Annotated in this window: 13 protein-coding genes; all 13 read left to right on the forward strand. The window is 36.1% G+C overall.

Annotated elements, in window-relative coordinates:
- The first annotated feature begins 4 nt into the window (after positions 1–4).
- The 13 genes from fliR to C1N55_RS06335 all read left to right on the forward strand — a co-directional run bounded on the left by fliR (position 5) and on the right by C1N55_RS06335 (position 12,952).
- Positions 5–781, forward strand: coding sequence for a flagellar biosynthetic protein FliR (gene fliR, locus C1N55_RS06275; RefSeq protein ID WP_137728029.1), 777 nt, complete (start codon positions 5–7; stop codon positions 779–781).
- A gap of 3 nt (positions 782–784) precedes the next feature.
- Positions 785–1,873, forward strand: coding sequence for a flagellar biosynthesis protein FlhB (gene flhB / locus C1N55_RS06280; protein ID WP_137728030.1), 1,089 nt, complete (start codon positions 785–787; stop codon positions 1,871–1,873).
- 21 nt (positions 1,874–1,894) lie between these two features.
- Positions 1,895–3,934, forward strand: coding sequence for a flagellar biosynthesis protein FlhA (flhA, locus tag C1N55_RS06285; RefSeq protein ID WP_137728031.1), 2,040 nt, complete (start codon positions 1,895–1,897; stop codon positions 3,932–3,934).
- Positions 3,931–5,076 (forward strand): flagellar biosynthesis GTPase FlhF, encoded by a 1,146-nt coding sequence (gene flhF / locus C1N55_RS06290; RefSeq protein WP_137728032.1) that lies wholly within the window; start codon positions 3,931–3,933, stop codon positions 5,074–5,076. Before flhA ends, flhF begins: the two co-directional genes overlap by 4 nt.
- A complete protein-coding gene (locus tag C1N55_RS06295; RefSeq protein WP_137728033.1) occupies positions 5,073–5,945 on the forward strand; it encodes a MinD/ParA family protein in 873 nt (290 codons plus the stop codon). Before flhF ends, C1N55_RS06295 begins: the two co-directional genes overlap by 4 nt.
- Positions 5,946–7,076, forward strand: a complete 1,131-nt coding sequence (locus C1N55_RS06300) for a protein-glutamate methylesterase/protein-glutamine glutaminase (protein WP_137728034.1) — start codon at positions 5,946–5,948, stop codon at positions 7,074–7,076.
- Between the two features lie 17 nt (positions 7,077–7,093).
- Complete coding sequence (locus C1N55_RS06305; protein WP_137728035.1) at positions 7,094–9,157, forward strand: chemotaxis protein CheA; 2,064 nt, start codon at positions 7,094–7,096, stop codon at positions 9,155–9,157.
- 27 nt (positions 9,158–9,184) lie between these two features.
- Positions 9,185–9,622, forward strand: coding sequence for a chemotaxis protein CheW (locus C1N55_RS06310; RefSeq protein WP_137728036.1), 438 nt, complete (start codon positions 9,185–9,187; stop codon positions 9,620–9,622).
- Between the two features lie 43 nt (positions 9,623–9,665).
- Positions 9,666–10,298, forward strand: a complete 633-nt coding sequence (locus C1N55_RS06315) for a chemotaxis protein CheC (protein ID WP_137730554.1) — start codon at positions 9,666–9,668, stop codon at positions 10,296–10,298.
- A gap of 1 nt (position 10,299) precedes the next feature.
- Positions 10,300–10,803, forward strand: coding sequence for a chemotaxis protein CheD (locus C1N55_RS06320; RefSeq protein ID WP_137728037.1), 504 nt, complete (start codon positions 10,300–10,302; stop codon positions 10,801–10,803).
- Complete coding sequence (locus C1N55_RS06325; RefSeq protein ID WP_137728038.1) at positions 10,803–11,177, forward strand: hypothetical protein; 375 nt, start codon at positions 10,803–10,805, stop codon at positions 11,175–11,177. Before C1N55_RS06320 ends, C1N55_RS06325 begins: the two co-directional genes overlap by 1 nt.
- 495 nt (positions 11,178–11,672) lie before the next feature.
- On the forward strand, positions 11,673–12,443 hold the full coding sequence (locus C1N55_RS06330; protein WP_137728039.1) for a FliA/WhiG family RNA polymerase sigma factor: 771 nt from the start codon (positions 11,673–11,675) through the stop codon (positions 12,441–12,443).
- A 197-nt stretch (positions 12,444–12,640) separates the two neighbouring features.
- Positions 12,641–12,952, forward strand: coding sequence for an RNA polymerase subunit sigma (locus C1N55_RS06335; protein ID WP_137728040.1), 312 nt, complete (start codon positions 12,641–12,643; stop codon positions 12,950–12,952).

The raw sequence follows: 12,952 nt of genomic DNA on the forward strand, positions 1-12,952 counted from the left end.
AAAAATGACAGAAATCATTCCTGAAATTTCCGTTTTATTATTGATTATTGTCAGAGTTTCTGCTTTTTTTGTATCAGTCCCTTTTTTTTCATACAGAAGAATTCTTCCTCAGGTAAGAATTGCTCTAGCTGTTATTTTTTCATGGATGATTTATTACACAATGAATGTTGAGGCTATTCCAATAGACGGGAATTACATCCTACTTGTCTTAAAAGAAGCAATCATTGGCGTGATGATTGGCCTGGTTGCCTACATGATCATGACTGCGGTTCAAATAGCAGGTGGATATATTGATTTTGAAATGGGCTTTGCAATGGCGAATGTTATCGACCCACAAACGGGCATACAGACCCCATTAATGGGTCAATTTTTTAATTTTTTAATCCTTTTTGTGTTGATCTCAATAGATGGCCATCATTTAATATTAGATGGCATCTATTATAGCTATCAGTTCTTGCCAATCAACCAGATTTACCCTGATTTTACAAATAATAATATTATTGAGTTTGTTATTAGAACTGTTGGTTCTGTATTTACTATAGCATTTCAGATGTCAGCCCCTGTTGTTGCAACTTTATTTTTAGTAACGATGGCACTTGGAATTACAGCAAAAACAGTACCCCAACTCAATATTTTTGTAGTTGGTTTTCCAATAAAGATTGCAGTCGGTTTCCTGGTGTTAATTGTTTCAATGGGTGTAATGATTGAAGTGATGGAAAAAGTAATCGAAATGATGATACTTTCAATGCGAGATTTCATGCGATTGTTAGGCGGTGTATAGAGCTTGAAGTTATTACTCACTTTAGATTTACAATTTTTTGCTGGGGATAAAACAGAAAAAGCTACACCGAAAAAGAGGCAGGATGCCAGAAAAAAAGGACAAGTCTTAAAAAGTCAGGATGTAACAGCCGCAATTGTTTTGTTGTTGTTATTTATGTTTTTGTACTTTGCTGGTCCAATGATGCTTGAAGGAATATTCGGTTTCTTACATCAAGCATTTGAAAAAAATATATTAATCGAAACCGTAAGCACTGAGACAGTCATGCAAATGTATACAGATTCCTTAAAAGAAATGGCTCTTATCATTTTGCCATTTATGGCGATAGCGGTTGTTGCTGGTATTTTAGCAAACTTTATGCAATTTGGTTTGCTTTTTACTTTGGAACCCATGAAATTAGATTTAAAAAAGATGGATCCCATCAAGGGATTTAAGAAAATTATCTCCGTACGAGCAATTGTAAACTTGATTAAATCTCTATTGAAAATATCATTTATTGGAACTGTAACAGTTGTTATTATTTGGATGAATTTAGAGGAAGTCTTATCGTTATCATTCCAAAGTCCTTGGGATACATTAACTACAGTAGCAAAACTCACAGGGATAATGGGAATTGCCGCATCATTAACCCTTGTCGTCATTGCACTGATTGATTACATATATGAAAAATATGAGTATGAAAAACAATTGAAAATGTCAAAGCAAGACATTAAAGATGAATACAAAAATGCGGAAGGTGACCCGAAAATCAAATCGAAAATTAAGCAGCGTCAAAGGGAAATGGCTATGCGAAGAATGATGCAGGAAATTCCCAATGCAGATGTGGTCATTACCAATCCAACTCACTATGCCATTGCTTTAAAATATGACGATCAAAATATGGAAGCGCCAAAGGTTGTTGCAAAAGGAACAGACTATGTGGCGCAGAAGATTAAATTGATCGCTAAGGAAAATGACGTAGTGATGGTGGAAAATCGTCCGCTAGCCAGGGCGATGTATGACCAAGTCGAAATTGATCAACAGGTACCTGAAGAATTTTTTAAAGCGATAGCAGAAATACTAGCTTATGTATATCGTATAAAGCGTAAAATTTAGACCATAGTAGGAGGGACAAACATGAAGATTCGTGACTTAGGGGTTTTAGCTGCAGTAATTATGATTGTAGCGATGCTCATTATCCCTCTACCGACATGGTTATTAAGCTTTTTAATCATTATTAATATCACATTGTCATTATTGGTTTTATTAGTGGCGATGAATATGAAAGAAGCATTAGATTTCGCCATTTTCCCTTCAGTTATCTTGTTATTAACATTGTTCCGATTGGGTTTAAGTATATCTACTACTCGAGCGATTCTTGCACAAGGGGATGCTGGGGATGTTGTTGAAACATTTGGCCAATTCGTAACTGGTGGGAATATTCTAGTCGGTTTAGTAATTTTCATGTTATTAGTTATTATTAACTTCATCGTAATTACAAAAGGTTCAGAACGTGTAGCTGAAGTAGCAGCACGTTTTACATTAGATGCAATGCCCGGGAAGCAAATGAGTATTGATGCAGATTTAAATGCGGGCATGATTTCAGAAAAAGAAGCAAGGGAACGTCGTGATAAGGTATCCAAAGAATCTGATTTTTATGGAGCAATGGACGGGGCAACAAAATTCGTAAAAGGTGATGCAATTGCCTCAATTATCATGGTCTTCATTAACTTGCTCTTTGGGATTATTATCGGAATGGTTCAACTTGGCTATGAATTGGCAGATGCTGCAACGCATTTCTCAACATTAACGGTCGGGGATGGATTAGTTGCCCAAATCCCAGCACTATTAATCTCAACTGCCACAGGGATTGTTGTTACTCGAGCTGCTTCAGAAGGCAACTTGGGAGAAGATATTGCAAACCAATTATTTGCACAAACTAAATTGCTGTATATTGCAGGTGGTGCAATTTTCTTATTAGGTCTTTTCACACCACTTCCTGAATGGATTACAATGCCGATTGCTGCCGTGTTAATTGGTGGTGCTTACATGATTAATAGCAAGCAAAAACAAGCAGAAGACCCTGAGGAGTTACTTGAAATTGAAGAAGAAGTGGCTGCTGATACAATGAAAAGTCCAGAAAATGTTGTCAATCTACTGAATGTAGATCCGATTGAATTTGAGTTTGGATATGGGTTAATTCCTTTAGTTGATGCAAGTCAAGGTGGAGATTTATTAGACCGTGTTGTGATGATTCGAAGACAACTGGCACTGGAACTAGGGATTGTGATACCGGTAGTCAGAATTCGAGACAATATTCAATTACAGCCCAATGAGTATCGTATCAAAGTAAAGGGTAATGAAATGGCAAGAGGGGAACTGCTTCTTGATCATTATTTATCGATGAGCCCAGGAGATGACGATTCAATCGATGGTATTGATACAATTGAACCTTCCTTTGGCTTGCCGGCTAAATGGATTACAGAAAGGGTAAAAGAAGATGCAGAGATGCTTGGTTACACTGTAGTTGATCCACCAAGTGTAGTTTCAACTCACTTAACTGAAATTATCCGTGCCAATGCTCATGATTTACTGGGGCGTCAGGAAACGAAACAATTAATCGACCATTTACGAGAAAACTATCCAATTTTAGTGGAAGAATTAACGCCAACACCATTATCAATTGGTGAAATTCAAAAAGTTTTGGCAAAACTATTAAAAGAAAATGTTTCAATACGTAATTTACCTATTATCTTTGAAACGTTGGCAGATTATGCGAAGCTAACAAGTGATACAGATGTTCTGACTGAATATGTTCGTCAGGGCCTGGCAAGACAAATTACTTCTCAGTATGTATCAGGTGGAACAAGCTTAAAGGTAATCACGATTCCTGGAAAAATAGAGAAGCTTATTGCTGATAGTATTCAGCAAACGGATCATGGCAATTATTTAGCAATGGATCCACAAGATTCTCAAAATGTATTAGAGGCAATTGCAAAGGAAGTAGAGAAAGTATCCTTTATGGAACAATCTCCAATCATTCTATGTTCACCAGGAATACGAATGTATTTAAGACAACTAACAGAGCGTTATTTCTCACAAATTCCTATTTTGTCCTATAACGAATTAGATGCAAATGTTGAAATTCAGAGTGTTGGAGTGGTGAATGTAGAATGAAAATGAAAAAATATACAGCACCTTCTATAGCAGAGGCCATGAAATTAGTTCGAGCAGAATTAGGTGATGATGCTGTAATTATTAATTCTAAGGTGATTGTTACTAAAAAGCTGTTCGGTTTAATTAAACAAAAGAATTTTGAAGTACTTGCTGGAATCGACCAAGTGGAGACAAAAACAATGTCTCCGCCTCTTCCGGATTTACAAACAAATACAACTCAATATAAAGAACCAGCAGAACAGCTGAAATTACATATTGACGATACATTATCAAATGAGTTGAAAAGTGAAATAGCAGAATTGAAGTTGATGATGAAATCGATGCAAAAGCATACAATTCAATCCGAATTGCCAGAGAATTTCTTTCCTTATATTGACTTCTTGAAACGTCAAGAACTTAGTGAAGAGCTCATCACGGCAATAAGTGATGAGCTTTTTGTGCATCAAAAACAAAAAAATATTCCTTTAACAAAAGAAGAAATGAAACAAATTACGAAAGAAGTACTTCGGAAATTTCTCTCAGATCTTCCAATGGGCGGTCTCTCCTATGAGAAAAAATTCATTAATGTTTTTGGACCAACAGGTGTTGGAAAAACAACGACTATTGCAAAAATGGCCGCAAGAGCTGTTTTAGAGAAAAAGAAAAAAATTGGTTTTATTACAACGGATACGTATCGAATTGCTGCCATAGAACAGTTAAAAACCTATGCGAACCTTTTACAGGCGCCAGTGGAAATTGTCTATAATGCAAATGATTATAAGAAGGCAATTGAGAATTTTGAACATCTCGATTTAGTGTTCATCGATACAGCTGGCCGTAATTATAAAGAAGCTAAATATGTAGATGACCTAAAGCGGTTGATTAACTTTGATGAAGAGGTAGAGTCCTATTTGGTGTTGGCTTTAACAGCTAAAGAACAGGATATGGAATCAATAATTCAACAATTTAGTGAAATCCCTATAGGTAAATATATCTTCACCAAAATAGATGAAACAAATTCTATTGGCACTATGTATAATTTAATGATTAAATATAATAAAGGACTTGCTTACTATACGAATGGACAAGAAGTACCAGAAGATATAGAAGTAGCCGATTTAGATGAAGTACTTGAACTGTTCTTTCAAGGAGAATATGAATGAGAGACCAAGCAGAAAACTTAAGACAGAAGATGCTGGAGAGTCAAGGTGCGCAAGGCCGATCGATTGCAATAGTTAGTGGAAAAGGTGGCGTTGGAAAAAGCAACTTTTCTACTAATTTTGCCATTAATCTGTCGAGATTAGGGAAGAAAGTTGTCGTTTTGGATATGGATATCGGTATGGGAAATGTTAATATACTGATAGGTAAAACGGCTCAATACAATCTAAAGCATTATCTATTTGGTGAAGCAACATTAGCTGAAGTAATGTACGAGGGTCCGCATAACTTAAAATATATTTCTGGTGGATCAGGTATGTCCTCTGTAATGGAATGGTCAAAAGAGATGGTCGATGCATTATTTTCTGCATTTGAACAATTACAAAAATCCTATGACTATATACTTTTTGATATGGGAGCTGGTGCAACCAATTGGTCCTTAAATTTAATAAACTCTATTGACGAAATTATTGTCATAACAACGGAGGAACCTACTGCCATAACAGATGCCTATTCAATGATGAAATATATCCATGTAAGAGACCCGGAAAAGACAATCTACTTATTATGTAATCGAGCTTATTCCAGAGAAGAAGGGCAAGAAACATTAAATCGCTTGGATAGCACGATGAAGCAATTTCTTAAAAAAGAAGTGATTCTCCTAGGTTCCTTACCGGAAGATCCAGTAGTACGAAAAGCAGTACGAGAGCAAGTACCCTTTTCTATTGCATACCCGGAGAGTCATATTTCGAAAACGTTAAAAATAATGGTCCAACAATTTGTGGAGCGTAATCAGGTTGAAGTTCATGGATATAATCAGAAAAATAGGTTCTTATCTAAATTACGAAGCATTTTTTCGAAAGGGAGTGATTAATTGGAATTCTCAAATAAAAGCAAACTTTTAGTTGTGGATGACTCTGCTTTTATGAGAAAGCTAATTAGTGACTTTTTTTTAGACAATCCAAAAGTAGAAGTTGTTGGAACTGCCCGCAACGGTAAAGATGCGCTAAAAAAAATTCAAAGCTTAAAACCTGATGTTGTAACAATGGACGTTGAGATGCCAGAGCTAAATGGATTGGATGCATTAAAGGAAATTATGAAGACCTCTCCAGTCCCTGTAATTATGCTTTCTAGTACGACGCTTCAAGGTGCAGAAAATGCACTTATAGCGATGGAAAATGGTGCAGTTGATTTTGTAGCGAAGCCTAGTGGAACGATTTCACTGGATCTACACAAAATCAAGGAAGAATTAGTACATAAAGTGGAGCATGCTGCACATGTCCAAATAACAAAATTAAATAAAAGAAAAGTAGAACCTGTTCGTGTGCCTAAAACAAAAGCTTTTATAGAGGATAGAATGCAAAGTAAAAACGTATTCGTACAAGGAACACCAGCAGGCGAGATAAATAAGAATCGTTGGAATCAAACAACCAAAAAGATTGTAATAATTGGAACATCAACAGGTGGTCCTAGAGCTTTGCAGGAGGTAATAACGAAATTACCTAATTCTATAAAGGCACCGATCTTAATTGTTCAACATATGCCAGCTGGGTTTACAAAATCCCTTGCGGATCGATTGAATCAATTGAGTGAAGTAACGGTAAAAGAAGCTGAACAAGGTGATTTATTGCAGAACGGAGTCGCCTATGTAGCTCCAGGTGGCAGCCATCTAAAGCTCGAGAAACGGGGGACATCCTTCGAAATCGTTCTAGATCAAAATGAGCCTCCAAGATCAGGGCATCGTCCGAGTGTGGATGTCATGTTTGAAAGTGTAAGTAAAATTAGTGATTTTGATAAGGTAGCAGTAATTATGACTGGAATGGGATCTGATGGTTCAAAAGGTCTGATCGAATTAAAACAAAATGGAAATGTAATGGCGATTGCAGAGTCAGAAAAAACGTGTATTGTTTATGGGATGCCTAAAGCAGCCGTAGAAACACAGCTTGTCAATGAGGTTGTCGATGTTGACAATATTGCCGAAGCAATTATGAAATATTTGCCCTAAAAAGGAGTGTTTTCTAAGTGGAACTTAACCAATATCTAGAAATGTTCATTGAAGAAAGTAAGGAACATTTACAATCATGTAGCGACAATTTGTTACAACTTGAAAAAAATCCAGATGACTTAGCAATTGTAAACGAAATATTCCGTTCTGCTCATACATTAAAAGGTATGTCAGCAACAATGGGGTATGAGGATTTAGCTGATTTAACCCATAAAATGGAGAATGTGCTTGATGCAATTCGTAACGAAAAAATTCAAGTAAATGCAGAAATTCTTGATGTTGTATTTGAATCAGTTGATCACCTAGAAGAAATGGTTATGAGTATAGCCGGAGGTGGAGATGGGAAAAAAGATGTTTCCCAAACTGTTGAAAAACTAAAACGTATTGAGTCTGGTGAATCCATTCAACAAGAATCAACGCCTAGTGAAACTGCTGCTGCAGAGGTGGCAGCATCGACAACTGTATTGGAAAATGCACTTCAATTACAATATGATGATTTTGAAAAAACTGTTTTACTACAATCTACAGAGCAAGGGTACAATGCTTTTGAAGTTTCAGTAACGTTAATGGATAGCTGTCTTTTAAAGGCGGCACGTGTCTATATGGTATTTGATATCTTAGAGAAAAATGGAGATGTCGTAAAATCCTCTCCTACAGTGGACAAGCTTGAAGAAGAACAATTTGACCAGGACTTTAAAGTCGCATTAATTACGCAAACAGATGCTGACGAATTACGCAGCAAAATACTAAAAGTTTCTGAGGTTGATAGTGTTACGATTACACAAATTTCAGAGGACTTATTTGTTCAGTCTGCAGTTGTGGAATCCGAAGAGGTAATAGAACTAGCAGCTGAAGATGTGACAGTTGTTCCAAATGCTGAAGCGAAAAAAGAAGAAACTAGCCAAAAGCCTTCTACAACAAAGCATGCTGCAAGTAAAACAATTCGTGTTAGTATCGAAAGATTAGATATTTTAATGAATTTATTTGAAGAATTAGTAATTGATAGAGGGCGTCTTCAGTCGATTGCTACAGAAGTAAATCATTCAGAGCTAAATGAAACAGTCGAGCGTATGAGCCGAACAATGGGAGACTTACAAAATATTGTCCTAACAATGCGTATGATTCCGATTGAAACCGTATTTAACCGATTCCCTAAAATGGTACGTACTTTATCTCGTGATCTCAAGAAGAAGATTAATCTTGAAATCCTGGGTGCGGAAACTGAATTAGATCGAACAGTTATCGATGAAATCGGTGACCCACTTGTTCATTTAATTCGTAATTCAGTTGACCACGGTATCGAAAGCCCAGAAGTACGACGTGCAAATGGGAAGCCAGAAGAAGGAAATGTTACCTTACGTGCATACCACAGCGGCAACTATGTGTTTATCGAAATTGAAGATGATGGTGCGGGTATTAACCGTGAGCGTGTACTTAAAAAAGCTATTTCAAAAGGAATCGTAACGAAAGAATCTGCACTTTCCATGAGCGATAAACAAATTAATGAATTAATTCTAGCATCTGGATTCTCAACTGCTGAAGTTATTTCGGATATTTCCGGACGTGGGGTAGGTCTTGATGTTGTGAAGACGACAATTGAGTCACTTGGTGGAAATATTTCAATTGAATCAACAGAAGGGGTTGGATCTATCTTCTCAATCCAGCTTCCATTAACATTATCGATCATTTCAGTTATGTTAGTTGAAATTGAACAAGAAATCTATGCTATACCTTTATCTTCAATCATTGAAACATCGATTATAAAAAATAGCGATATTCTCAATGCACATAATCAAAAAGTAATTGATTTCCGAGGCAAGGTCGTACCACTTATCTTCTTGGACGAAATCTTTGATGTTCCAAGAACGCCAAAACAAGAAGACGAATACCACTCAGTTGTCATCGTTCGTAAAGGAGACAAGCTTGCAGGTTTAGTAGTGGATACCTTTATTGGTCAGCAGGAAATTGTATTGAAATCATTAGGTAACTACTTAACAAATATCTTTGCAATTTCTGGTGCTACGATATTAGGAAACGGAAAAGTTGCTCTAATTGTGGATTGTAATGCGTTAATGAAGTAATGAATTGAAATGAAAGAGGTGTAGTTTATGACTGCTGTAGATCAGGAGTATTTAAAAGTAATTGTTTTCCAACTTGCCGATAAAGAATATGCAATTCCGGTATCGAACGTACAAGGAATCGAAAAGTTAATGCATATTACTCGCGTTCCGAAAACACGCGAATTTGTTAAGGGTGTTATTAATTTGCGAGGAGTCGTAACACCACTGATTGATTTGCGTGAACGATTTGGATTACCGGTATCAAACAACGAAGAAACAACAAGAATTATTATTATTACACTGGAAGAAATGGAAGTCGGCTTTATAGTTGATTCAGCAAATGATGTAATTGATATTCCAACTGACGCGATTGAACCACAACCAGAAGTAGTAGGGTCAAATGAAGAAGATTTCATATCCGGCGTCGCAAAACTAGAGAACCGATTATTAATTTTATTGCATCTAGATAAAGTGTTAAATCCATAAACATAAGTTAGCCAATCTGTTATAAAGTGGGGATTTGCGAGTGATGAAGGAAATTAAACAAATAACATCATTGCATTTAGACATCCTAAAAGAGATTGGAAATATAGGTGCTGCCCATGCTGCCACAGCACTTTCCAGTTTATTAAATAGGAAAATTGATATGCATGTCCCAAAAGTTGAAATGGTTTCATTTAATGAAATGATGGAACTTGCTGGGGGAGCTGAAACTGTTGTTGTCGGCATCTTCCTTCGTATTGAAGGAGATGCTGAGGGGAGCATGTTCTTTATTTTACCAATCAAACAGGCAAACAGGTTTATTCAAAGTTTAATCAATGATGACCGATTCAGCTTTAGTGATAGCAAGCCACCAGAGCTTGGCTTATCCGCAATGCAGGAATTAGGGAATATTCTTTCGGGTTCATATCTATCAGCGTTATCAGACTTTACTGGGATGAAATTGTACCCAACAGTTCCAGGTTTAAGTGTTGATATGTTTGGAGCCATTATAAGTACGGGGCTAATCGAAATTTCTGAGGTTAGTGATCAAGTCATTGTCATTAATACATCCATTTTTGAAGAAGGTTTTGATAATCGTAATGAAGTTCACGGGCATTTCTTCTTACTACCAGATCCTGATTCTTTTGCAAGTATGTTTAAGGCACTAGGAGTCTCATAAAATGGTCCAATCTAGTACTAGTCAAGTTATTAAGGTTGGAATTGCACAAATGGATGTAGTTAAAATGCCAGACACAATTCGTACTTCAGGATTAGGTTCATGTGTAGGTGTTGTGTTATATGATGAAACAAAAAATATTGCTGGGTTAGTTCATATCATGTTACCTGATTCCAGTTTAGCGAGAACTGAAACAATTAATGAAGCTAAGTTCGCAAATACTGGTATCAAGGCACTCATTGATAAGCTGCGTTTAGCTGGCGTTCAACCGCACCGTTTAAAAGCAAAAATCGCTGGCGGTGCACAGATGTTTAAGTTCACATCAGACAAAGATTCAATGCGTATCGGCCCTCGGAATGTTGAAGCGGTGAAAAAAGAACTATCTAAAAACAATATTCCAATCGTTGCTGAAGATACAGGGGGCAATAGTGGAAGAACGATTGAATTTAATCCAGTCACATGTCTACTGAATATTCGAACTGTAAATCAGGGAGTGAGCGAAATATAATGTACGGATCAATATTATACAACTTTTGGGCGGGCATCCTTGGATTTTCAATATATTTCTTTTATACACTCTCGGATACTTCGATACCCTATACTAATTTAGTCGGCTCTTTGATAGCCGCTGTTGCATCTTTTATGGCAATGTTTGCTATTCGCTATCTTCTTAAGTATGTACTATATACTCCGAATGATGATTTATTCGATGGCTTTAACAAAGAAAATGAACGATTACGGGAGCAGTTGTTAAGTAATAAGAGCAATCAAACGAATCCTGATGCCAGTACCTCAACAATGGAGTTTAAGGACCAAAGCACAGAAGAAATTGCAAAAGTAGTTCAAACAATGATGCTCCAAGATGAATCTGTGAAGAATTAATCATTTGAAGGTTTATACGAACCAGTATATTACGAATGATCAAACTTAAAGAGTCGCAAAACGGCTCTTTTTTTGTGTACCGAGCATCTTTTAAGAAGCTGATTTTCATTTAAATCAATCACGCTAAAAAATTGTACCTAATCTGAATTGCTTTTAAACCTTCTCTCTCAAATTTTGGTTTGTAAGGTAAAAAATTTAGTTTAATAGAAATCTGTGTTTTTTTATTATCATTTGATATAATATTTGTTAGTAAGGAACGCACATGCTGGATAGGGAGAGGTAGTAAATAATACCTATTATAAATGGCTAATATCCTTAAATTGATGATGAAATTAATTATAGTATTGAATAGTAATAAAGTCTTTTGTTTTTCATAGAAAAAACCTGTAATCTGTTACTAAAGTTAGAGGCAGATGTCGGATGGATAGAGTATCATCGATAACGAAGTAGAAAGATGCTATATCCTAAAAACAATTTTAGTGTGAGGTGCATTTTATGGTACGACAACTTCAAGCAGACAACGAACAAACTCTTTGGAATTGCTGGCTCAATGATCGCGATCCAGAGGCAGGTAATATACTAATAAAAAAATATCAATCACTAGTATCCTATCATGTTCAAAGAATAGGTGCGAGTGTTCCTAAAAATGTATCAAGAGATGATTTAATGAGTTTAGGTATGATGGGACTCTTTGATGCATTAAATAAGTTTGACATAAATCGAGATTTAAAATTTGATACATATGCTTCCTTCCGTGTGAGAGGTGCTATTATAGACGGATTAAGAAAAGAAGATTGGCTACCTCGCTCTGCACGTGAAAAGTCAAAGAAGATGGAAGCACAAATTGAAAAATTAGAACAACAACTTATGCGTAGTGTGACGCCGGATGAGCTTGCTCAATATATGGATTTATCAGTAGAGGAAGTATATCAAACAGTACAGGAGCACTTCTTCTCCAGTGTTTTATCGATTAACGAACAGCAAGATCAGGAAGAGTCAGAAGGGAAAGCTTTTGTAATTAGAGATGATCGTACAAGAACGCCTGAGCAAGAAACTGTCCATATGGAATTGATTAAAGATCTTTCCGAAAATATTAAAAACTTAAGTGAAAAGGAACAGCTTGTACTAAGTCTGTTCTATACAGAGGAATTGACATTAACGGAAATTGGTGAAATGCTTAATTTATCAACATCAAGAATATCACAAATCCATTCAAAAGCATTATTTAAATTAAGAAAGCTTCTTTCAAATGAAATGTTAAGCTAGCGGGATTAGAAGTGATAAATGATTCACATTCGCCTAGTCTTTTGTGATTCCATTTATCTCGAGTTTGCTCAATAAATTATTATAAATTTTGTAGCAACCTCAGGAGGAAACGGTTTCAGTTATAGTTACTTCCTCTGAACAGTTATATTTCTATTCCCATTCATCTATTTATTCTTGTGAAGGGGATTGATAATTCGATGAGTTTGAAGGCTTTAGAACTACAAGTTGCCATTCCGAAGACCTTTGATGCAGGTAAACTGGCAGATGATCATCAACAAAATGTGACACAGCAGCAGGTAAACGCCCATGAAGCATTAAAAAAAGAGATTAAGAAAAAACAATTACAAGTTAGCGACACAGAAAAAACCGATAAAATTTCGAATAATAAAGAGCAGCAGCACAATCATGAAGAGAATTTCTCCGAAGAAAAAAAACAGCTTAAAGAAGAAAAGGAAGCTGAGCATGCCAAGCATCCTTTTAAAGGTAATTTTATCGATTTTAGTGGATAG

The sequence above is a fragment of the Lysinibacillus sp. SGAir0095 genome (assembly GCF_005491425.1).
Taxonomy (GTDB): domain Bacteria; phylum Bacillota; class Bacilli; order Bacillales_A; family Planococcaceae; genus Ureibacillus.